Raw genomic sequence first — 22,687 nt, 5'->3', positions numbered from 1 at the left:
CGCCGCAATCGCCAGCGGCGCTCCCGGAGGTGCACCGTCCGGCGGATCGGGTACCGGTGTGCGGGACCTGAGCGCTTGCCCGGGTGCCGCGCCCGCGCGCGTCCGGAGCGCGCAGGCGGAGCGAGCAGGCAGAGCGAGCAGGCAGAGCGAGCAGGCGGAGGCCGAGATGGGGTGTCGAGCGCGGGGCGATCCGGACGTCGTTGTCGCACTCGCGTCGTTGCGGGTAGTGGATCGCCCGCGCTCGATCGGTGGCGGCGTGAGAGGAGATCCGGGCCTGCCCTCCCCTCCGAGGCAGGCCCGGATTCCGGCGGCCCGGCGTCGCTTCCCGGCCGCGACAATGATGGTGCCGGGCGGCGCCAGCGAGACGCTTAACGCGCGCTTGTAGCCATGCGCGAATCCGCTTGCGGCGCAGCGCCCACCGGAGCGGAGCCGCGAAAAGCCATGCGCGGCAACCACCCTCGACATACGCGAAGCCCGCCTTCCGAACGGAAGGCGGGCTTCGGATCAGGGAATTCAGCGACCGGCGATATCGCCGTAGTCGCGCGCACCGTAGCCGGTGTAGATCTGGCGCGGGCGGCCGATCTTCAAAGGCTCGCTGTGCATTTCACGCCAGTGCGCGATCCAGCCGGGCAGCCGGCCCATCGCGAACAGCACGGTGAACATGCGGGTCGGGAAGCCCATCGCCCGGTAGATGACGCCGGTGTAGAAGTCGACGTTCGGGTACAGGCGGCGATCGACGAAGTAGCTGTCGGTCAGCGCGGCCTCTTCCAGCGCCTTGGCGATATCGAGCAGCGGGTCCTGCACGCCCAGCTTGCCGAGGATCTGGTCGGCGGTCTTCTTGACGATCGTCGCGCGCGGGTCGTAATTGCGGTAGACGCGGTGTCCGAAGCCCATGAGCTTCACCCCGTCTTCCTTGTTCTTGACCTTGCGGATGAAATCCTTGACCGCGGCATCGACGGTGCCGCCGTTGATATTCGCCTTGATGTCGTCGAGCATCTCCAGCACGGCCTGGTTGGCTCCACCGTGCAGGGGACCCCACAGCGCGTTGATACCGCCCGATACCGAGGTGAACAGGTTGGCGTCGGAGGAGCCGACCAGACGCACGGTCGAGGTGGAGCAGTTCTGCTCGTGGTCGGCGTGCAGGATCAGCAGCATGTCGAGCGCGGCTGCGACCTCGGGGTCGACCTCGTAGGGCTCGGCCGGGAAGCCGAAAGTCATGCGCAGGAAGTTCTCCACCAGGCTCAGCGAGTTGTCCGGGTAGAGGAACGGTTGGCCGACCGACTTCTTGTAGGAGTAGGCCGCGATGGTAGGCAGCTTGGCCAGCAGACGGATGGTCGACAGCTCGACCTGCTCGGGATCGCGCGGGTCCAGCGAGTCCTGGTAGTAGGCCGAGAGCGCGTTGACCGCCGAGGACAGCACCGGCATCGGGTGCGCGTTACGCGGGAAGCCGTCGAAGAAGCGCTTGAGGTCCTCGTGCAGCAGCGTGTGGCGGCGGATCCGATCGGTGAAGTCCTCCAGCTGTGCCTGGGTCGGCAGCTCGCCGTAGATGAGCAGGTAGCTGACCTCGATGAAGTTCGAGCTGGCGGCGAGCTGCTCGATCGGGTAGCCGCGGTAGCGCAGGATGCCGGCCTCACCGTCGATGTAGGTGATCGCCGACTTGGTGGGCGCGGTGTTGGTGAAGCCCGGGTCGTAGGTGACGTACCCGGTGCTGGCCAGCAGCTTGCCCAGATCGATTCCGTCGTTGCCTTCGACGGCCTGGGCGACTGTCATGGCGTATTCGCCACCGGGGTAGGAAAGTACCGGCTTGGCGTCGCCTGCGCCGTTGGCGTCCGAAGGCGTTTGCGCGACTTTGATGTTCTCAGCGGGCACGGAAGGATCCCTCTCAGGCTAGAACCGTCGGCGTCGGGCGCGGTGGCGTCCGGCGCACTTACCTCAACGCTAGCTGCTCACCGGTAGTGTCGATCCGTGAGGGTCGTCATCTGCTACCTCACGGTCACATGTGTGCGATGTGAACTCGCGGGCCCGATCGTGCTAGAGGCCCGCGCGGGTGCTCACGAGTGCTGATCGGCCGGAATCTCGGCGTGGACGCGGGGAACGCGGTAGCGGACGAAGGCGGGGAAGACTGCCGCGGCGATCAGCACGCCGATCACCACCAGGACCCCACCGCCGGCCGCCGCCACGGCGGTACCCATGGCCGCGGCCGTGAAACCGTGGGCAACATCACCGATTCGGGGCCCACCTGCGACGACCACGGTGAACACACCCTGCAGCCGCCCGCGCATGTCGTCGGTGGCCACCTCCTGCAACATGCTGGTCCGCAGCGTCGCGGAGAACATGTCGACCGCACCGCCGAAGGCCAAGCACGCCAAGGCGATCCACAGGCCGACCCCGATGCTCGACTGATGGCCGGTCGCGCCAACGGCGAGTCCGAAGCCGATCATCGCCGCACCCCACAGCGCGATGCACACCACCACGGCCATGCCCTGGCGCCGTACGTGGCCGAGCCACCCGGAGAACACGCCGCCGGCGACCGCACCGGCCGACATCGCGGCGAAGAGCAGGCCCAAGGCCACACCGCCGGTCACCGGATCGCCGAAGGTGTCGTGCGCCATCTGCGGGAACAGAGCTCGCGGCATGCCGAACACCATCGCGATGACGTCGACGGCGAAGGAGGCCAGCAGGATCGGCTGGGTGGACAGGTAGCTGAAACCCTCGACGACCGTGCCCAATCCGGCCTTCCGGGCGACTCCGGTCGGCGGGACGGCGGGCAGTCGCCACACCGCCCACAGCGTGGCCAGCAGGGCGATCGAGTCGATCAGATACAGCGTCGACAGTCCGGTCACCGGAATCAGCGCCCCCGCGAGCACCGGCCCGGCGATGGCGCCGAACTGCATGACGGTCATGTTCAGCGAGTTGGCCGCCGGCAGCAGATCACCCGGCAGCAGTCGCGGAATGATGGCCGCGCGGGTCGGCTGATTCATCGCGAAGAAGGCCTGCTGCACCGAGAAGAGCCCGAGCACCAGCCAGACGTTGTTCGCTCCGGCGGCGGCCTGCGCCCAGAACGCCACCGAGGTCAGTCCGGTGCCGATGCTGGTGATCAGCAAGAGGGTGCGCCGGTCCATGACGTCGGCGACCGCCCCGCCCCACAGGCCGAAGACGATCAGCGGCACCAGGCCGAAGATACCGGCCAGGCCGACATACCCGGAGCTGCCGGTGATTTGATAGATCTGCTGCGGAACCGCGACCACCGAGAGTTGGGCTCCGATGACGGTGACGATATTGGTGACCCACAGCCGCCGGAAATCGATGTCGCGCAGCGGTGCGACATCGGCGAGCACTTTCACCATGGCCGAGCTTTCACCATGGCGCGGCGCCGGTCCGCGCGGACGATCCGGCCGGCGGCCGTCTTCGAGAAATCATCCCATGAATATAGCCGGTGCCGGCGGATCCGCGACTCGGGCATATCGCCCGTCGTGGCGGGGATTGCAGGTCAGGGTTGCAGGCGTTCGATGCGCGCCGAGCCGATCGCGGCCGGTCCGTCCGGCAGCGTCACCCGGATGCGGTTGTGCAACCGGCTGCGCCGGCCCTGCCAGAATTCGATCTGTTCCGGACGCAGGATGTAGCCGCCCCAATTGGCCGGGACCGGAATCTGTTCCACGCCGTCGAAACGGGCCGTGACGTCGGCTAATGCCCGATCCAGATCCTCCCGCGAGGCCACCGGGCGGGATTGGTGCGAGGCCCACGCTCCCAGTTGCGAATTGCGCGGACGCGAGCGCCAGTACGCCGTGGTCACCTCCGAGGAGACCTGGTCCACCCGGCCTCGCAGCGTCACCTGCCGGCCCACCTTCGGCCAGGCGAAGGTGGCCGACGCATACGGCACCGCGTGGAGTTGATCACCCTTCGCGGAGTCGTAATTCGTGTAGAAAGTCACACCCTCGGCGGACACTCCCTTGCACAGGACCGTGCGCGACGCGGGGCGCGGGCCGGCGTCGGTGAGCTCGACCGTCGCCAGCACCATGGCATTGGGTTCGGTGATGCCGGCATTGGTGGCGAGCTCGATCCAGTTGCGCAGCAACGATTCCCAGCCGTCGGCCGGCCAGCTCTCGGTCAGGTCCGGGTCGCCGCCGTATTCGGCCCGCATCGCGGCGATATCGACATCGACGCGCGGTACGGCGCCGAAGCGGTCCGGCAAAGTCGATGAATTCGCGGTCGCAAGACCCGTTTCGCTCCCCGCTGAGCCCGGTGAATTCTGCTCCTCGCGCATGGTCCAAACGTTACTCCCCAGTACTGGGGGGATAAGGTTGCAGGTGATCGGCCGGAGTGGCAAGCGGCCGCACAGCACCAACCCCGGCCGAGCCGGGAAAGCACCACCCCGGCCGAGCCGGGAAAGCACCACCCCGGCCGAGCCGGGAAAGCACCATCGCGTGGCCGCCCACAGATCGTGCGGCCCGATTTGCAAGGAGAGTCACAACATGACTACCAGCGCTGCGGCTCCTACTGGTCCGGCCGTACCCCCCGATTTCGTCAGTGGCCTGGAAGGTGTGGTCGCGTTCACCACCGATATCGCCGAGCCCGACAAGGACGGCGGTGCGCTGCGCTACCGGGGTGTCGATATCGAGGACCTGGTCGGTAACCACGTCACCTTCGGTGACGTCTGGGCGCTGCTGGTCGACGGCCGCTTCGGGCAGGGACTGCCGCCCGCCGAGCCGTTCCCGCTGCCGGTGCACACCGGCGACGTGCGCGTCGACGTGCAGGCCGGTCTGGCGATGCTGGCCCCGATCTGGGGCTACCAGCCGCTGCTGGATATCGACGACGCCACCGCCCGCGAGAACCTCGCGCGCGCGTCGGTGATGGCCCTGTCCTACGTCGCGCAGTCCGCTCGCGGCATCTACCAGCCGGCCGTGCCGCAGAAGGAGATCGACGAGGCGAGCACGATCACCGAACGCTTCATGAAGCGGTGGAAGGGTGACCCGGATCCGCGCCACGTCGAGGCCATCGACGCCTACTGGGTGTCGGCCGCCGAGCACGGTATGAACGCCTCCACGTTCACCGCGCGCGTCATCGCCTCGACCGGCGCCGACGTGGCCGCCAGCCTGTCCGGCGCGATCGGCGCCATGTCCGGCCCGTTGCACGGCGGCGCCCCCGCGCGGGTGCTGCCGATGATCGAGGAGGTCGAAAAGACCGGCGACGCACGCGCTCTGGTGAAGGGCATCCTCGATCGCAAGGAGAAGCTCATGGGCTTCGGCCACCGGGTCTACCGGGCCGAGGACCCGCGCGCCCGGGTGCTGCGCGCCACCGCGAAGCGGCTGGACGCACCGCGCTACGAGGTCGCCGCCGCACTCGAGCAGGCCGCGCTGGCCGAACTGCGCGAGCGTCGCCCCGACCGCGCCATCGAGACCAACGTCGAGTTCTGGGCCGCCGTGATCCTGGACTTCGCCGAGGTGCCGGCGCACATGATGCCGGCGATGTTCACCTGTGGCCGCACCGCGGGCTGGTGCGCGCACATCCTCGAGCAGAAGCAACTGGGCAAGCTGGTGCGCCCGGCCGCGATCTACACCGGACCGGCGCCGCGCACCGCGGAATCCGTGCCGGGATGGGAGACCGTCGTCCGGTAGTCCGGGCCCGTCACCGCTCGAGCGCCCCCCGCAGTTCCGCTGCGGAGGCGCTCGTCGCTTCTCTGCCGTAGGATCTGCTCGCGTGGGTGGAGCAGAACTGTCGCGACGTCGGCTTCTGGCAGCAGGGGCGGCGGTAGCCGCGGGTTTCGCCGCCTCGGGATGCGCTACGGCCGAAGGGAATTCGTCGGTCAAGACGATCATCTCCACGGCCCCGCCCGCGCCGGCCCGCACATCGGTGCCGTCGGTGGCGGGTCCGGTGTCGGCGTCGCTGCCGGCGCAGCCCGATCCGGCGGCCGTGGCCGCGCGCTATGCCGGTCGGCAGCCCGCCGGATGGGGGATGGACCTGCCCGGCATCATCACCTCGATCCCCGCGCAGGGTACGCAGATGGCGCTGACCTTCGATGCGTGCGGCGGGCCGGACAACGACGAGATCAACACCGAGTTGATGAATTACCTCGTCGCCCACAACATTCCGGCGACGCTGTTTCTCAACAAGCGCTGGATCGATGCCGACCCGGGCAGGGCCGAGCAGCTGGCCGCCAATCCGCTGTTCGAGCTCGCCAACCACGGCACCCGGCACTGCCCGCTCTCGGTCACCGGTCACGCCGCCTACGGCATCGCCGGCACCTCGTCCCCGCAGCAGGCGATCGACGAGGTGTGGGGCAATCACGAGCGGCTCACCCGGCTGCTCGGGCATCCGCCCCGGTTCTTCCGTGCGGGCACCGCCCACTACGACGATGTGGCGGTCGCGATCGTGCGGGATCTGGGGGAGACGCCGGTCGGCTTCAGTATCAACGCCGATGCCGGTGCGACCTTCTCGGCCGCGCAGGTTCGCACCGCGATGTCGGCGGCACAGCCCGGGGCGATCTCGATCGCCCATATGCACCGACCGAAATCGGGTACGGCCGAGGGGATGTCGGTGGTGCTGCCGGTACTGCGTTCGCGCGGTTTCGAATTCGTCAAACTGCCCTGAGCGGGCCTTTCGAACCGGATTCACAGTTCGGCCGAGGCCTCCCAGTCCACCGCCACCGACTCGCCGCGGTCCACGGCGAAGAACGCGACCTCGAGATGCCGGCCCAGATCGACCAGTTCGATCGCCGGCAACGGCACCGGCTGCACGATCCGCACCCGCCACGGCCGCGGTTCGTCCCAGGCGCGCAGTTCCAGATCCAGCCGCAGCACCGGATCGTCGCGGCCCGAATAGTCGGCGGCGATCGGCGTGGCCGCCAGCACGGTCGCGTCGGCGCGGCGGCCCGCGGACAGAATCTTCGCAATGCTCACCCGGGTCGCCTCCGCGACGCCGGGCACGTACAGCACCAGCCGCTCGCGATCACCCGGATCGACGCGGCAGCCGACCACGTCGCCCGGTTGCATGGACTCCCGATCGGCGTCGCTCACTCGTTGCCGCACCCGGATCTCGTACGGCGGTACACCGTCGAGTTGGATGCGGGCCCAGAAGCGACAGCAGGGTTCGACCCGGCCCGCGGCATCCGCCCGCTTCCGTAGGCCGTCGAGTCGGGCGCCCGCGGATGCGGAATTCCGGCAGGGCCGGACCCCGAGAATCGTCGCCGTTCCGGGCAGGCCGCGCAACAACAACTCGTGCCGTGCCCCATCGGAAAGCATGCCGGTACGCAGCATGTTCCCGACCCGATCGAGTCGTGTCGCCAGGCGCGCGCGCAGGCCGTACCGGCCGCCGCCGGACCCGGCCGATCCGGCTGCGCCCGCCGAGGGGACCGCGGTCGGTCCGGGGGCCGCGGATGCGGCGGAGATGCCCGCCGAGTCCGGTATCTTCCGCCCTGCCATACTCATTGCCCAACGGTAGCCGTCCGCTGGGCGCCGGCACGGTGATACGGACATATGCGCGGTTCGGCGAGGCCGTCGCATCCGTCTGCGCAACCCCGACCCACCCACGCGCGAGACCCACATCACGCTCTAGGCTTGAGCCCATGACCGCTGCCTTTCCGAGCATCCCCGACGATCTGAAGCCCGCCGACGGACGGTTCGGCTGCGGCCCGTCCAAGGTCCGTCCCGAACAGCTGCGCTCCCTCGTCGAGGTCGGCGCCGCCGTGATGGGTACCAGCCACCGTCAGAAGCCGGTCAAGGACGTCGTCGCGCGCGTCCGCACGGGCCTGCGCGAGCTGTTCTCGCTGCCCGAGGGCTACGAGGTCGTGCTCGGCAACGGCGGCACCACCGCGTTCTGGGACGCTGCGGCCTTCGGCCTGATCCGGGACCGTTCGCTGCACCTGACCTACGGTGAGTTCTCCTCGAAGTTCGCCGCGGTGGCCAAGCGCAACCCGTTCATCGGCGATCCGATCGTGGTGTCCTCGGAGCCGGGCACCGCGCCCGAGCCGGTCTCCGATCCGGTCGCCGATGTGATCGCGTGGGCGCACAACGAGACCTCCACCGGTGTGGCGGTTCCGGTGCAGCGGCCCGCCGGCTCGGACAACGCGCTGATCGCCATCGATGCCACCTCCGGCGCGGGCGGTCTGCCGGTGAATCTCGCCGACGCCGACGTGTACTACTTCGCGCCGCAGAAATGCTTCGCCTCCGACGGTGGCCTGTGGGTCGCGCTGATGAGCCCGAAGGCGCTGGAGCGAGTCTCCGAAATCAAGGATTCGGGTCGCTACACCCCCGAATTCCTCTCGCTGCCGATCGCGATCGACAACAGCACCAAGGATCAGAGCTACAACACTCCGGCGCTGGCCACGCTGCTGTTGTTCGCCGATCAGATCGAGTGGATGAACAACAACGGCGGCCTGGATTGGACCGTCAAGCGGACCCTCGATTCCTCGTCGCGGCTGTATTCCTGGGCCGAGTCCAGCGAATTCGCCACGCCGTTCGTCGCGGAGCCGGCGCACCGCTCGCAGGTGGTCGGCACCATCGACTTCGACCCGTCGGTGGACGCGGCGCAGGTCGCAAAGGTATTGCGCGCCAACGGCATCGTCGATACCGAGCCGTACCGCAAGCTGGGCCGCAACCAGCTGCGCGTCGGCATGTTCCCGGCGATCGATCCCGAGGACGTGTCGCAGCTGACCCGTTGCATCGACTGGGTGGTGCAGCAGATCAGCGCCTGATCACGACAGCGCTCGGATAAAAACTCGCGAAAGTCGCGGAATTTCGTCACCGAAATCCGCGGCTTTCGCGTTTACGCTGTTGTGGTGTGCGCCAACCGAAATCGTGCCGGAAGTTTGCCGAGTCGCGGGCCGGTGAGCGTGGAAACAGAGCAGATTAGTCGTCCCCGGTATCGCGGCGGTAGATTTCAGGCCGCGTGTCTTGCCACACGAATCTCAGAAGTGCACTACTGTTCCAGAACGTGGGCGGTGTCGCGAGCTAGTTGGTGCTCGGCGCAGCTGTGATCGGCGCAGCGATAAGGAGGTAACGGTGCGTGAACTTCGAGTGATCGGATTGACGCCCGATTCCGCGCACATCGTGTGCGTCGATGCCGAGACCGGTCAGAAGTACCGGCTCGCCGCCGACGAGAAGCTGCGTGCCGCCGCGCGTGGAGACCTTGCCCGATTCGGCCAGATCGAGATCGAAACGGAGGCGACCATGCGTCCTCGCGATATCCAGGCTCGGATCCGTGCCGGTGCGTCGGTGGAGCAGGTCACCGAGGAGTCCGGCATGCCGGCCAGCCGGGTGGAGCGTTTCGCCTACCCCGTGCTGCTCGAGCGTGCGCGTGCGGCCGAGCTGGCGCAGAAGGCGCATCCGGTGCGCAAGGACGGTCCGGCGGTGGAGACGCTGATCGAGATCGTCTCGGCCGCCTTCGCCGAGCGCGGGCACAACATCGATATCGCCGAATGGGACGCCTGGAAGGACGAGAAGAACTACTGGGTCGCCCAATTGCAGTGGCAGGCCGGCCGTTCGGTGATCGCCGCGCACTGGCGCTACCAGCCGGACGCGCACGGTGGCTCGGTGGTGCCGCTCGACGATCCGGCCTCGGATCTGATCGATCCCGATTTCGGTCGCGCCCTGCGCGGACTGGCCACCATCCTGCCGGAGCCGGCGCCCGAGCCCGCGCCGGTGGTGGAACCGGTGTCGGCCGGGCCCGTCCAGACCACCGCGGTGGCCGAGACCGGCCAGGCCGGTTTCGACGAGTACTTCGAGCAGCGGGCCGCCGTGGGCGGCACCGCGGTTCCGGTCAGTGCCAAGAGCGCCGTGGCGGCGAATCCGTCGAGCGCGACGCCCGCGGCCGCCACCCCGGCGCTTCCGGCCGCCGCGGCTCCCACCGCCCCGGCCGAGCCGTCCGAACCCGCCGCAGATCCGCAGCCTGCCGCCGCCGCGGAGCCGGAGCCGGAATCGGCGGCGAAGTCCACCACTGCGGCGGCGGGCGCCAAGCCCGAAGCCGCCAAGCCCGCGGCGCAGAAGCCGGGCCGGGCCAAGCGGGGTAAGGCGCCGATGCCGTCCTGGGAGGATGTGCTGCTCGGCGTCCGTAGCTCCGGGCACTGAGTCTTCCGGTTCTCTGCTCACCCTCGTTCGGGCGTATCGCCGCCGGAATGTGTGAAACGGGGGTTGACACGCGCGGCAGAAGTCGGAAGCGACGATGTTTCCGCTGTTGGGAGGGTAGATTTTTCGTACGCGCCCGATTCTCGTCGGGCGCACAGCGAGCAGGCCGCGGTGGCGGATGTGGTTCGGCTCCCGCGTTTGCTCGGGAGTAACCCCGCTTACCCGTTCGAGCTCGGGAGGTGTCGCAGGTGCCATCCACAGCCTCGTCGATCTGGTACGTCGACGACCCCGACCCGGCGGCGGTCCTGCGCTCACATCCCGATCCCGATCCGGAGGCCGCCCTCGCCCTGGCCAAACAGCTCAATCCCGGCCACGATGTGGTGCCCGCTGCCTCCGGCACACTGAAGGTCTGGGCCGGGCCGGATCCCGGCTCGGTGTACATCGGCTGCTTTCCAGGGGTCACGGTGGTCTGCACCGTGCAGGCGGCGCGCAGCCATCCGACCCGGCTGCCGGAACTGCTGATCCGGCCGTTGGCCTCCGAGCACACCTACCTCGTGTCCTACGACGTCCCCCTGGGCTGGGGCGCGTTCGCGCATTGGGAGCGCGGGGAATTCCGTCGCGCCTTCAGCGCCACGCGGGTGAACATCGTCGAGGACGAAGGGCTGCCGCTGGTGTGGGAGCGCTCGTACTGGGCCGGCGACCATCCGGTCCGGCTGCGGCCCGGTGACTTTCCCGATCCACAGATCCTGCCGTTCGATCCGCCGGAATTCGCCGATGCCGCGAACGAGGAGTGGCTCGGATTCTGTTACCGGGCAGGGTCTTCCGACGACGCTCTACGTCCGGATCGGATCGAGGTGTGTGGATTCAGCCTCTACCCCTCGGGGCAGGCGCCCGCATCGGCGACGCGGGAGACGTCGGTGACGATTCCGGCGAGTAAGCGCTGGTTCGGCTGGCTGCGCGGACGCGACCGCGTGTTCTGATCGCGAAATCCGTCGAGACGCCAAGACATCAAGACGTCAAGACATCAGGACACGGCATCGATCAGCAGAACGACCCAGCCGGTCAGCACCCCGGCGCCGAGTCCGGCGAGCACCCAGCGGGTGACCGGGGTGTAGCGCCAGCGCCACGCGGTCGGTGCGGTGCCGGCGACGGCGATCACGTTCACCGCGACCGCGAGCGTCCAATGAACATGTGCCAGTGCGATACCGAACGAGTACACCCCGGCAGCGGTCAGCGCGGCGACGAAGACCGACACCGCGATACCCGCCGCCCACGGCGTCGGTTCGCCGTCCGGGCGGCCGAGCGGTCGATTCACGATGTCCGCACCCTCTCGTAGAAGGCCATCGCGGCCGCAGTCGCGACATTGAGCGAATCGGTGCCGGGCGTCATCGGAATCCGGGCGCGGATATCGGTGGCTCGCATCGCCGCCTCGGTCAGGCCGGGGCCTTCCGCGCCGAGCAGCAGGGCCACCCGGTCGCCGGTCATCGCGGTCGCCAGATTCACCGCCGCGGGGTTCGGCGTCAGCGCGATGATCCGAAAGCCCAGCTCGCGCAGGGTGTGCAGGCCGTCGGGCCAGGTCGGCAGCGACGCGAAGGGCACCCGCAGCACGTGGCCCATCGACACCCGCACCGCGCGCCGATACAGCGGATCGGCGCAGCGGTCGCCGAACAGCACCGCGTCGGCGCCGAGTCCGGCCGCATTCCGGAAGATCGAGCCGATGTTCTCGTGGTCGTTGAGGCCCTCGAGCACCGCGACCGTGCGCGCGGTCCGCAGGATCTCCTCGGGCAGCAATTCCGGCGGGCGGTAGGCGGCGGCAAGTACGCCGCGATTGAGATGGAATCCGACGATTTCGGCCATCACCTCGGCGCCGACGCGGTAGTAAGGCACATCGACACCGGCGAGGTCGGGGGCGAGTTGATCGAAGCGGCGGCCCACCCCGAGCAGGGCGAAGGGCTGGAAACGCGAGGCCAGCATCCGCTGCACGACCACCACGCCCTCGGCCACGACCAGGCCTTTTCCGCCCGGGAGGTCGGGACGGCGGTCGGCGGAGTTGAGGTCGCGGAAGTCAGCGACTCGAGGGTCGCCGGGGTCGACGATATCGATCACGTGGGCCACGGCAACCTATCCTGCACCCTGGCCCCGAATTCGGCCGATCCAACTGTCGTGTGGAACACGGTTTGGCAAGCAACGCTATGGTGAACCCTTTGTTGGTTTATCCGCAGAACGATTTATCCATCGCAACGGAAGAGGACGCATGACCAAGCCGGAAGTCGAGTTCCAGGAAGGCCCCGCGCCCACCACGCTGGAAGTGAACGATCTGGTCGAGGGCGACGGCGCCGAGGCCGTACCCGGCGGCACCGTCGAGGTGCACTACGTGGGCGTCACCTACGACACCGGCGAGGAATTCGATTCGTCCTGGAACCGTGGCGAATCCATCACCTTCCCGCTGCGCGGCTTGATCCAGGGCTGGCAGGACGGTATTCCGGGGATGAAGGTGGGTGGCCGCCGCCAGCTGACCATCCCGCCGGAGCTGGCCTACGGTCCCGAGGGTTCGGGCCATCCGCTGTCGGGCAAGACGCTGATCTTCGTCATCGATCTGCTGAACGTCGTCGAATAGTCGCCGATCGCCTCCAGTTTTCCGATGATGTCGGTGACCTGAGGGTCCGCCGCGAACGGTAGCGCGCGCAGCAGCGGCAGGATCTGGTCGAGCCCGGTACTCATCGTGTTCGCACCGGCACTGATCTGCCCGATGGTCAGCCCGGTGGCATCGAAGGCCCCAGCCATGTTCTCGGCCTGATTCGTCGCCTCGGAATCCAGGAAACTCAGCATCTGCTGGGCGCCGCCGGTGAACTGTCCGGCGGCGTCGGCGGCCGTCCGCACGCCCGCGTCGAGCAGCTGGGAGGTGAAGGCGGCCTGCTGCATCGAACCGCGCGCGTTCGCGACCGCGGCCAGGGTTCGATCCACGCCGGCGGCCGCGATTCGCCGCGTCACCGCCGCGACGGCATCGTCGACCGCGGCGGTGTCCGCGTGCTCGTTGGTGGCCACGGTCAGCTGTGCCCGACGCGGCTGCGCCGTGGCGAGGGTGGCCAGCGACGCACTGAGGTCGGCGGGCAGGGTGATCACCGCGGCGTGGTCGGCGGTACGCGCACCGGGTTCGGCCACGGTCCAGGTGTCGCTCTCGGATTGCAGTGTCTTCACGATGCGCGCACCGGCGGGCCCGGTATCCGCGTTGACGATCGCGATATCGGTCGGCGCGGCACCACCGCGGGTGGCGGCGATCACCCCACCCGTCACCGCACCGGCGACCACCAGGGTCACCGCACCGAGCATTGTCCAGCGAAAACCTCTACCTGCCACGTCGTTCAACGGTAGCGACGGTGAATGCGCGAGTACTGGCGGATATCTGAGGGTTCTGTGATGGATCGCGAACGATTCAGTTCGCCGGCGGTGGCGGCGCCGGCATCGGACGGTCCGGCAATTCCAGCACCAGGCGCACGCCGCCCAGGGTGCCGTCGTCGAAATAGGCTCGGCCACCGTGCAATTGGGCCTGCTGCGCGACCAGTGCCAGGCCCAGGCCGGAGCCGCCCTTGGTGGCGTGGGCGCCGCGGATGAAACGGTCGAAGACGCTGCGCCGTTCCTCGGCCGGGATGCCCGCACCGTTGTCGTCGACCGAGAGCACGATCCAGCCGTCGGGGCGGCGATGCGCGGACACCAGCGCCTGGGTCGCGCCGCCGTGACGGGCGGAATTGGTGAGCGCGTTGTCGAGCGCCAGGCGCAGTCCGGTCGGCAGGCCGCGGGTGATCAGTTCGGGATCGGTCTCGATGCGGACGGTGAGTTCCGGGAAGTGGCGCATCGCGTCATGGGCGGCGTGGTCGACCAGATCGCCGACATCGGTTTCGACATGGTCGCGCTCGTCGGTCAGCTCGCCCGCGGCCAGCCGTTCCAGCGCGGCCAGCGTGGCCTCTACCCGGCCCTGACTGCGCTGGAGGTCGTCGAGGATCTCCGCGCGCTGCTGCTCGTCGAGGTCCAGGGTGCGCAGCACCTCGAGGTCGGTGCGCATCGCGGTCAGCGGGGTGCGCAGTTCGTGCGCCGAGACGGCGGCGAAATCGCGGGCTGTCTCGAGTGCCGCCGCGGTTTCGGCCTGGGCCAACTGCACCCGCTCAAGCAGCGAATTCACTGCCTCGGAGAGCTTTTCGGCCTCCCAGACCCCGGATCCGTCCACCCGGACCTCGGCGGTGCTGGTGCCACTGCGCGCGCTCACCTGGCGGGTGAGATCGCGGATCGGGCGCACCGCACCGCCACCGAACACCCAGCCCAGCCCGGCCGCCGCGGCCACTGCGAGCCCGGCCGCGAACAGCACCCAGCGCCGCTGTTCGGACATGGTGTGATAGGCGTCGGTCAGCGGGATCGCGATCGACACCGTTCGTCCCTCGGGCTGATTCTCGGTCGTGGTCAGCACCCGGAACGGGGTGCCCTCCAACGTGACCGTATGCGAACCGGGTTCCTCGGTCGGCAGGCGGACGCTGGTGGAGGCGATGATCTCGCCGTGGTCGCGGACCGTCACCGCCATATCCCTGTTCGGACTCACCAGTGACAGCACCCCGACCGCGATGAGTGGCTGCATCAGCACGATGCGCGAGGCGATGTTCAATTCCTGATCGGCCTGGGCCAGACTGTTGCGGCCCAACGCCACCACCGACACCCAGCTCAATACCGCGGTGATGATGATCGCGCCCAGCGCCGCCGCGCCCGCGACCCTGGTGCGCAGTGAGAAGGAGTGTCGGAGCCCGAAGCGTCGCCGGCGCGGCGCGGTCATCCCGCACCCGCACAGATCATTCCGGCACGCGCGCAGATCATTTCGGCATCCGCAGGACGAAACCGACGCCGCGAATGGTGTGCAGCAGCCGGGGAGTGCCGTCGGCCTCCAACTTGCGACGCAGATAGCCGACGAAGACGTCCACCACATTGGTGTCCGCGGCGAAGTCGTAACCCCACACCAGCTCCAGCAGTCGTTCCCGGCTCAACACCACTCCGGCATTGCGGGCCAGCGTGGACAGCAGTTCGAATTCCCTTTTGGTGAGCTCGATTTCGTTACCGTGCAGCAGGGCACGATAGCCGGCCACATCGATTTCCAAGGGACCCACGATGATCGAGCCCGGCGACGCGGCGGGGGCGGTATCGGTGCGCCGGCGCAGCAGCGCCCGGATCCGCGCCACCAATTCGGCGAGGACGAACGGTTTCACGAGATAGTCGTCCGCGCCGGATTCCAGTCCGGCGATCCGATCGCCGACCGAACTGCGTGCCGAGAGCACACAGATCGGCACTTCGTTGCCCATCGCCCGCAGCGCGGTCACGACGCCGGCGCCGTCGAGCACCGGCATGTTCATATCGAGCACGACCGCATCGGGCGCCTGCTCGGCCACGCTGCGCAGGGCCGCGGCCCCGTCGCGGGCGATGACCACCCGGAATCCGGACAGTCGCAAGCCGCGTTCCACCGAGGACAGCACATCCTCGTCGTCGTCGACCACCAGCACCGTCGGATTCTCGCTGCTCGCCACGGTGTGCAGTGTAATTTGACCGCGCGGCCCCGGGGGTGGCCCGAGGCCCGCGCGAGTTGCCGACCCGGTGGCCGGATCAGTAGTTGTGGCAGGAATCGGCGACTTCCTGGATCGTCGAGCTCAGGCCGGCGGCCCGCGGGTCCTGCTGGGCGCGCTGTGCCTCGTCCGGGTGCTGGGCCAGATACTGCTGGAATTCGGCGCGGCGCTGTTCCACCGGCTGATCGAATTTGGCCTTCAGCTCGGCCTTCTGGTCCGGGTTGTTGTCCAGGATCGAGGCCAGCTGCGGCGCCTTGTCGTGCAACGCGGCGTCGACCTGGGCGAAGCTGCAGGTCGAATTCAGCAGCGGCGCAACCAGTTCGGTCGGATCGGCCGATGCGGTGGCGGGGACCAGCAGGGCGGCCCCGGCGGCCAGGCCCGCAGCGGTGAGGGTGGTTGCGGCAAATCCGCGAATGCGCATGATTCTCTCTCCCTGTGCGTCGGCACGTACGTGTCCGGCACGGTATCGCCGGAGTCTGGGGCGTGCGTGAACCGATTCTGAGAAGACTCTGAACCGGCTGTGGGAACCGCGCGCCCCACGATCGGGTGCCCCGATCAGGAACCGATACTCGAGCCGTTCGTGCTCGCCGCCGGATCGGCCGTGCTCCCCGCCGCCGGATCGGCGGTCGGATCGGTCCCGGCGAGCAGCTGATCCTCCAGCGCGATCAGCACCGCCGGGTCCTCGATGGTGGCCGGCATCTCCCAGTTCTCGCCCGAGGCGATCTGGCGGATGGTGCGGCGCAGGATCTTCCCGGATCGGGTCTTGGGCAAGGCCCGTACCACCGTCACATCGTGCATCGTCGCAATCGCGCCGATCTGCTCCCGGACGCGGGCGATGATCTCGGCGCGCAGCTGCGCCAGCTCGATGTCGACCCCGTTCTTGAGCACCACGTAGGCGATCGGCAGCTGACCCTTCAGTTCGTCGGGCACTCCGATCACCGCGGTTTCCGCGACCGCCGAATGTCCCGAGATCGCGGCCTCGATACCGCCGGCCGAGAGCCGATGGCCGGCCATATTGATCACATCGTCGCTGCGGCCGAGCACGTACAGATAGCCGTCCTCGTCGAAATAGCCGGAGTCGCCGGTGAGGTAGTGCCCGGGGTAGGCCGAGAGATAGGAGCGGCCGAAACGCTCCTCGTCGCGCCATAGGCCGGTCAGCGAGCCGGGCGGCAGCGGCAGGCCGATCACGATGTTGCCCTCCGCACCCGTCGCCACCGCATCGCCTTCGTAATCCAGAACGCGCAGTCGGTAGCCGGGTACCGGAACCGAGGCCGAGCCGGGTTTGATCGGCAGCTCCTGTAAACCGAGCGGGTTCGCGCACACCGGCCAGCCGGTTTCGGTCTGCCACCAGTGGTCGACCACCGGGCAGTCGGGCCGATCGGCTAGCACCGTCTCCCGGGTCCACTCGTAGGTGGCGGGGTCGAGCCGTTCGCCGGCGCAGAACAGCGCGCGCAGCGAGGACAGATCGTGGCGGCGGGCGAGCGCGGCCTCGGGATCGGCGCGGCGGATCGCGCGTAGTGCGGTGGGCGCGGTGAACATCACGTGCACCCCGTATTGCTCGACCAGCCGCCAGTAGGTGCCGGAGTCCGGCGTACCGATCGGTTTGCCTTCGAACAGCACGGTCGTCGCGCCGACCAGCAACGGGGCGTAGACGATATAGGAATGGCCGACCACCCAGCCGATGTCGGAGGTGGTCAACATCACCTGACCGGGGGAGACATCGTAGATGTTGCGCATCGACCAGGCCAGCGCCACCGCGTGGCCGCCGTTGTCGCGCACCACGCCCTTGGGCTTTCCGGTGGTGCCCGAGGTGTAGAGGATGTAGAGCGGATCGGTCGCGGCCACCGGCACCGGATCGGCCGGTTCCGCGTCGCGGACCATGTCCTCCCAGTCCAGCCAGCGGGCCGCGACGGTGGCGGTGGAGTCCGGCAGGGTGTCGGTGGCCGGCTGCGGGGCGGCGAACCGGATGGTCGGAAACCCCTCGCGCTGCTTCACGACCACATTCCGCGGCGCGGTGGTCTGCACCTGGTCGAGCGCCTGCAGCACGATCGGCGGGTACTCGAGGCGCTTGTTCGGTTCCAGGCCGCCGGAGGCGGTCACGATCAGGACGGGTTCGGCGTCGTCGATGCGCGCGGCCAGTTCGTGCGCGGCGAATCCGCCGAAGACCACCGAATGCACCGCGCCGATTCGCGCGCAGGCCAGCATCGCGATCACGGCCTCGGGGATCATCGGCATGTAGATCACGACGCGATCGCCGGTGCGCACCCCGAGCCGCACCATGGCGCCGGCGAACCGGGCGACCTCGGCCAATAACTCGGCGTAGGTATAGACGACTTTCGCGCCCGTCATAGCGGAGTCGTATATTAAGGCGGGCTGGTTCGCGCGACCGCCCGTTTGTTCGGAAATGCCCGTCTCAGCGGCGGTATCGGTATCGTCGTTCGTCGAGGCGGATTCCGCTGTGAGATCGCGCACATGCCGATCGAGGGCGTTGTAGGAGGTGTTGAGGCGAGCATCGGGAAACCACCGAGCCGTCGGTCGTGCCGTGGTATCGAGAATCTGGTCGGGCGCAACGTCCCAGCTGATCGCCTCGGCCGCGCTACGCCAGAAGTCCGACGGATCGACCAGGCTGGTCTGGTAGGTGGGCCGGTACTCCTGCTTCGCGTTCAACCGTATGACTCCCTGCCTCGCATCGATGCCCGCCTCGATAGATCAGCCTGATTGTGGCAGACTTCACGCGACGTCCGGGCGGCCGCCGCGACCTTTGATTTTGGCTGGAACAGCCAGGTCAACGGCTGGTGGTTGCCAAGAGGTCAGACAAGAAGTTATTGATCCGTTAGAATCGCATGTCACCTATTTCGGCCGTCATGGACGCAATTTCTCGGCCAGCCGCAGTTCCCGGCCCGTTCTGCTTATCGAGCCGCGCGTGCGATCGTGGAGGCTCGCCGATGGCGCGTGGCTGGGGCCAGTTTGGAAAGTGAGTTGGAGATGCGTGACGCCGCTAGGCCCGTTGGGAAGCGCTGGGCGCTCGGCAACTGGGACCTGCGCTGGAAGGTTACGGCCGTGCTGGCCGTGCCGCTGCTCGTCGCGGTGGTACTCGGTGCTTCCAGGATCGCGTCCGAGTTCAGTGACTCGAGCCACCTGGATCAGGCGGTCGAGCACGTTGAGGCGATCCCGGCCGTCACCGGCCTGAGTGGTGCCGCCGCCACGGTCGCCGGTGGCCAGATGGCCGCGATCAGCCCGACCCAGTCGCTGGTTCAGGACGCGGACCTGACAAGGCTGGACGGCGCCATCCAGACCGCGCAGAAGGCCACGGCCAAGCTGGACGGCGTTCCGGGTGCGCGCGATGCGATCGAGCAGATGATCAAGGGCGCCCAGGCGGTGCGCGATCAGGGCACCAAGCCCTCGCCGGTGCTCGCCGACGCGATCGCCCAGGAAGAGGCGATCCGCCAGAACAGCGTCCGCACGGTCGAGGAGATCGTCTCGACCATCTCCGACCCCGGCGTCGACGCGGCGAAGCTGCGCCTGGTCGACTCGCTGAACACCCGCGCGGTGATGGTCCAGGAGATCGCGGCCTCGGCCAAGACCCTGACCGGCGACGCCAAGGGCGGCCTGCACGACTTCCAGGTCGCGGGCAACACCGAGAAGTACATGCTGGACCTGCTGGCCAAGCGGCTGCCCGAGGGTGATCCGACGATCGCCGAGCTGAACGGCTTGCTGCAGAACCGGATCAACATGACCAGCGGGCCGAACGTCGACGTCGGTCAGCTGCCGCTGATGGATATCAAGCAGTCGCTGGTCGACAGCCTGAACGGCTACACCAAGATCGTCGGTTCCTCGACTCAGGACATCACTTCCCGAGTGAACGACCTGGCCGGTAACGCCCGCAGCGGCGCGATCCAGTACGCGGTCATCGTCGTCCTGACGATTCTGGCCGCGCTGATCTTCGCCGTGCTGGTCGCGCGGGCCATGATCGTGCCGCTGCGCAAGCTGCGCCTGGCCGCGCTGCGTGTCGCCGAACACGACCTCGGTTACGAGGTCTCGCGCCTGCGTGACGGTGCCAGCCCCGAGGATGTGCCGCTGGAGCCGATGCCGGTGCACACCGAGGAAGAGGTCGGCCAGCTCGCACGCGCGGTCGACGACATCCACGGTCAGGCCCTGCGCCTGGCGGCCGACCAGGCCTCCATGCGTACCCAGGTCAACGATATGTTCGAGACCCTGGCGCGTCGCTCGAAGTCGCTGGTCGACCATCAGCTCTCGCTGATCGAGGCGATGGAGTACGACGAGAAGGACCCGCGCCTGCTGGAGAACCTCTTCCGGCTCGACCACCTCGCCGCCCGTATGCGCCGAAACGGCGACAACCTGCTGATTCTGGCCGGTACCCGGCAACGGCGCAGCAAGTCCGCGCCGGTCGAGATCGCCGACGTGCTGCGTGCCGCGATCTCCGAGGTCGAGGACTACGAGCGCGTGAAGCTGGGCGCCACCCCGCGCGGCGCCATCACCGAACCGGCCGCCTCCGACCTGGCGCACCTGTTCGCCGAGCTGCTCGACAACGCGCTACGCGCCTCGCCGCCGGAGACCGACGTCAAGTTCACCTTCGCCCAGGCCCACGATCAGGGTCTGCTGATCGAGGTCGCCGATCGCGGTATCGGTATGCCGCCGGCGGAGATGGCATCGATCAACCGGCGCCTGGAGTCGACCGCCGAGGTCGGTCCGGACACCGCGCGTCACATGGGTCTGTTCGTCGTCGGCCGGCTGGCCGAGCGGCACGGCCTCAATGTGCGCCTGCGCCCAACCTTCGACACCGCCCGCGACCCGGGCGTCACCGTCACCGTGCATGTGCCCAAGGCGATCATCGTGGCGCCGTCGGGCGGAACGGTCTCGCTGCCCGAACAGTCCGGTGAGCAGATGTCGGTGCCGACCCAGCGGCCGTCCGCGGCGTCGTCGATGCAGATGCGCGGCGTCACCCGCACTCCGAGCGGCAACATGATGGTCACCGTGGACCCGGGGGTGAGCGGGCCGATCCCGATCACGCCGGCCGCGGATGCCGGAGACGATCGCACCGTTCGCACCACCGGCGCCGCCGCCTCGGCGAACGGTTCGGGCCCGGGCGGACTCCCACAGCGCCAGCCGGGCGGTGCGGTTCCGGGCGGGCTGCCTCAGCGTCAGCCGGGCGCCAATGGACCGAATGCGCGTCATCCGCTCGCCGATGCCGAGCCCGGGCAGGGCCCGACGGGTCTGCCGCAGCGTGAGCCCGGCGCCAACGGACCACAGGCGCCGACGGCGCAGCCGAACACGAATCTGCCACAGCGCGAGGGCTCCGCTCCGGCGCAGCCGACCTCGGGTCTGGCCGCCAATATGCTCAAGCGTCAGCCGGGTGCGGCGGGTCAGCCGCCGCGACCGGGCCGTCCCACCGGACTGCCGCAGCGGCCGCCGGGCGGCGGTAACGCCCTCTCGCCGCGCGAAGGTGTTCTGCCGCAACGTGATTCGGGATCGAGCCTGCCGCCGCGGGAAGGTGGGCTGCCGCAGCGCGGTGGGTCCGGTCTGCCGCAGCGTGCGCCTGCCGGTGAGGACCGTCCCGCGGCAAGCCTGCCCGCCCGGGATCTCGGCGCCAACGGCCTGCCGCAGCGGACGCCGGGGTCCAACGGCGCCCCGTCACGCGAGGGTGGCCTGCCGCAGCGGGAATCGTCCAACGGCGAGCTGCCGCAGCGCGGTCCCGGAGGCCTGCCGCAGCGGACGCCCGGTTCCAACGGCGCGCCGTCGCGCGAGGGTGCGCCCACCGGTCTGCAGCGCGATGCCGGCAGCGGGCTGCCGCAGCGGGACGCCGGTGCCGGTCTGCCGCAGCGGGACGCGGGTAATGGCCTCCCGCAGCGGGATTCGGGTGACGCTCTGCCGCAACGAGATTCGGGCAGCGGTCTGCCGCAGCGCGGTGGCGGGCTGCCGCAGCGCGAGGGCATCGGCGGTCTGCCCCAGCGCGATGCCGGTAGCGGCCTGCCGCAACGAGAGTCGAATGAGGGCCTGCCGCAGCGTGCCCCGGCCGCGGGCGGCCTGCCGCAGCGGCAGCCGGGTGCCGGTCTGCCGCCACGGCCGGAACCCACCCCGGGCCTGAGCCTGCCCGGACGTCATGCGCCGCAGCGGGACAACGCCGCCGCGGAAGCGAATGCGGAATCCGGTGAGGGTCGCGAACGCGGCCGCCACAGCTATCGGTCGAATCCGCAGAAGACGGCATCGTTCTTCCAGACCCGGCTGCAACCCGCAGCCGACCCCGGCCCGTCGGAAGGGGGAAGTCCGATTTTCGCCGAGATGATGTCGGCGTGGCTCGCGGACCCCAACCCGGACCGGTCCCAAGTCGCCGCCTCCTTCGAATCCCCAGGTGACGAAGGTTGGCAGGCTGCCCGACGAGCAGTGGAAACCTCGTCGGAGAAGCGGACGGCAGCCGGATTGCCGCAGCGTGATCCAGGCAATCGGCTGGTTCCCGGTGGTGTCATCGGGCGCGCCGACCGGGCGCCGAGCCGCGACCCAGAGTCGATCAGGTCAAGTCTGAGTCGTCACCAGCAGGGCGTCCGGGATGGCCGCGCAATGGGAGCAATGAACCTAACCGGAGATAAAGGAGACCGATGAACCCCGATCTAGGTGGTACGAACCGTCAGCTGGATTGGCTGGTTTCGAACTTCGCCAACGAGGTCCCGGGCGTCGCTCATGCCGTGCTGGTTTCGGCGGACGGCCTGTTGATGGCCGCGAGCGCTCAATTGCCCGTCGACCGAGCCGAACAGCTGTCCGCTGTGACCGCCGGTTTGGCCAGCCTCTCTGTCGGCGTTTCGAACCTGTTCGAAGGCGGCACGGTACTGCAGTCCGTGGTCGAGATGGAACACGGTTACCTACTGCTCATGGCAGTCGGTGACGGGTCCTACTTGGCCGTGCTGACGAACACGTCCTGCGATATCGGCCAGGTGGGCTACGAGATGGCTCTGCTGGTCGAGCGGGTGGGCCAGACAGTCCAGGCCACACCTCGTGTCACGATGGGTTCCTGATGGTGGG

At 68.8% G+C, this 22,687-nt stretch carries 19 protein-coding genes; 8 read left to right on the top strand and 11 right to left on the bottom strand.

Annotated features, from left to right (window positions below):
• Positions 1 to 513: 513 nt before the first annotated feature.
• From C5E41_RS00870 to pdxH, 3 genes are all read right to left on the bottom strand, one after another.
• A complete protein-coding gene (locus C5E41_RS00870) occupies positions 514 to 1,869 on the bottom strand; it encodes a citrate synthase (protein ID WP_081879230.1) in 1,356 nt (451 codons plus the stop codon).
• A gap of 182 nt (positions 1,870 to 2,051) precedes the next feature.
• Positions 2,052 to 3,347 carry an MFS transporter gene (locus C5E41_RS00865; RefSeq protein WP_104373928.1) on the bottom strand — a complete coding sequence of 432 codons (1,296 nt, stop codon included), beginning with the start codon at positions 3,345 to 3,347 and terminating at the stop codon, positions 2,052 to 2,054.
• A gap of 143 nt (positions 3,348 to 3,490) precedes the next feature.
• A complete protein-coding gene (gene pdxH / locus C5E41_RS00860) occupies positions 3,491 to 4,141 on the bottom strand; it encodes a pyridoxamine 5'-phosphate oxidase (RefSeq protein ID WP_181063054.1) in 651 nt (216 codons plus the stop codon).
• Positions 4,142 to 4,472: 331 nt separating this feature from the next.
• On the opposite strand from pdxH, the gene C5E41_RS00855 reads away from it, so the two are divergent.
• A complete protein-coding gene (locus C5E41_RS00855) occupies positions 4,473 to 5,615 on the top strand; it encodes a citrate synthase 2 (RefSeq protein ID WP_062961912.1) in 1,143 nt (380 codons plus the stop codon).
• Positions 5,616 to 5,697: 82 nt separating this feature from the next.
• Positions 5,698 to 6,588, top strand: coding sequence for a polysaccharide deacetylase family protein (locus C5E41_RS00850; protein WP_258080647.1), 891 nt, complete (start codon positions 5,698 to 5,700; stop codon positions 6,586 to 6,588).
• A 20-nt stretch (positions 6,589 to 6,608) separates the two neighbouring features.
• On the opposite strand, the gene C5E41_RS00845 is transcribed toward C5E41_RS00850, so the two are convergent.
• Entirely contained in the window at positions 6,609 to 7,424 is an 816-nt protein-coding gene (locus tag C5E41_RS00845; RefSeq protein WP_258080646.1) for a hypothetical protein, read from the bottom strand.
• 137 nt (positions 7,425 to 7,561) lie between these two features.
• Between C5E41_RS00845 and serC the strand changes: the two genes are divergently transcribed.
• From serC to C5E41_RS00830, 3 genes are all read left to right on the top strand, one after another.
• Positions 7,562 to 8,689 (top strand): phosphoserine transaminase, encoded by a 1,128-nt coding sequence (gene serC / locus C5E41_RS00840; RefSeq protein WP_104373926.1) that lies wholly within the window; start codon positions 7,562 to 7,564, stop codon positions 8,687 to 8,689.
• 307 nt (positions 8,690 to 8,996) lie between these two features.
• Complete coding sequence (gene sepH / locus C5E41_RS00835; RefSeq protein ID WP_104373925.1) at positions 8,997 to 10,061, top strand: septation protein SepH; 1,065 nt, start codon at positions 8,997 to 8,999, stop codon at positions 10,059 to 10,061.
• Between the two features lie 245 nt (positions 10,062 to 10,306).
• Complete coding sequence (locus C5E41_RS00830; RefSeq protein WP_104374165.1) at positions 10,307 to 11,038, top strand: DUF6928 family protein; 732 nt, start codon at positions 10,307 to 10,309, stop codon at positions 11,036 to 11,038.
• A 44-nt stretch (positions 11,039 to 11,082) separates the two neighbouring features.
• Here the strand turns inward: C5E41_RS00830 and C5E41_RS00825 are convergent, their stop codons facing one another.
• Positions 11,083 to 11,373 (bottom strand): DUF2537 domain-containing protein, encoded by a 291-nt coding sequence (locus C5E41_RS00825; RefSeq protein WP_104373924.1) that lies wholly within the window; start codon positions 11,371 to 11,373, stop codon positions 11,083 to 11,085.
• Positions 11,370 to 12,173 (bottom strand): TrmH family RNA methyltransferase, encoded by an 804-nt coding sequence (locus C5E41_RS00820; protein WP_104373923.1) that lies wholly within the window; start codon positions 12,171 to 12,173, stop codon positions 11,370 to 11,372. The genes C5E41_RS00825 and C5E41_RS00820 overlap by 4 nt, the downstream gene beginning before the upstream one ends.
• Before the next feature lie 139 nt (positions 12,174 to 12,312).
• Between C5E41_RS00820 and C5E41_RS00815 the strand changes: the two genes are divergently transcribed.
• Positions 12,313 to 12,675: an FKBP-type peptidyl-prolyl cis-trans isomerase gene (locus C5E41_RS00815; RefSeq protein ID WP_104373922.1), complete on the top strand. Its 363-nt coding sequence runs from the start codon at positions 12,313 to 12,315 to the stop codon at positions 12,673 to 12,675.
• Here the strand turns inward: C5E41_RS00815 and C5E41_RS00810 are convergent.
• From C5E41_RS00810 to C5E41_RS00790, 5 genes are all read right to left on the bottom strand, one after another.
• A complete protein-coding gene (locus C5E41_RS00810; protein ID WP_146097433.1) occupies positions 12,594 to 13,415 on the bottom strand; it encodes a hypothetical protein in 822 nt (273 codons plus the stop codon). The two genes, C5E41_RS00815 and C5E41_RS00810, sit on opposite strands and share 82 nt — an antisense overlap.
• A gap of 76 nt (positions 13,416 to 13,491) precedes the next feature.
• Positions 13,492 to 14,874, bottom strand: coding sequence for a sensor histidine kinase (locus C5E41_RS00805; protein WP_104373920.1), 1,383 nt, complete (start codon positions 14,872 to 14,874; stop codon positions 13,492 to 13,494).
• Positions 14,875 to 14,911: 37 nt separating this feature from the next.
• A complete protein-coding gene (locus C5E41_RS00800) occupies positions 14,912 to 15,616 on the bottom strand; it encodes a response regulator transcription factor (RefSeq protein ID WP_439956338.1) in 705 nt (234 codons plus the stop codon).
• A 76-nt stretch (positions 15,617 to 15,692) separates the two neighbouring features.
• Positions 15,693 to 16,073, bottom strand: coding sequence for a hemophore-related protein (locus C5E41_RS00795; RefSeq protein WP_104373918.1), 381 nt, complete (start codon positions 16,071 to 16,073; stop codon positions 15,693 to 15,695).
• Between the two features lie 134 nt (positions 16,074 to 16,207).
• A complete protein-coding gene (locus C5E41_RS00790) occupies positions 16,208 to 18,319 on the bottom strand; it encodes an AMP-binding protein (RefSeq protein ID WP_104373917.1) in 2,112 nt (703 codons plus the stop codon).
• Positions 18,320 to 18,637: 318 nt separating this feature from the next.
• On the opposite strand from C5E41_RS00790, the gene C5E41_RS00785 reads away from it, so the two are divergent.
• Positions 18,638 to 22,270: an ATP-binding protein gene (locus tag C5E41_RS00785; protein ID WP_104374164.1), complete on the top strand. Its 3,633-nt coding sequence runs from the start codon at positions 18,638 to 18,640 to the stop codon at positions 22,268 to 22,270.
• Complete coding sequence (locus C5E41_RS00780; RefSeq protein ID WP_011207200.1) at positions 22,267 to 22,680, top strand: roadblock/LC7 domain-containing protein; 414 nt, start codon at positions 22,267 to 22,269, stop codon at positions 22,678 to 22,680. Before C5E41_RS00785 ends, C5E41_RS00780 begins: the two co-directional genes overlap by 4 nt.
• Positions 22,681 to 22,687 lie beyond the last annotated feature (7 nt).

Source organism: Nocardia nova (genome assembly GCF_002933465.1).
In the GTDB taxonomy this organism is placed as follows: Bacteria; Actinomycetota; Actinomycetes; order Mycobacteriales; family Mycobacteriaceae; genus Nocardia; species Nocardia nova_B.
The sequence above is the reverse complement of the archived record's forward strand: the minus strand, read 5'-3'. Positions and strand labels throughout refer to the sequence as shown.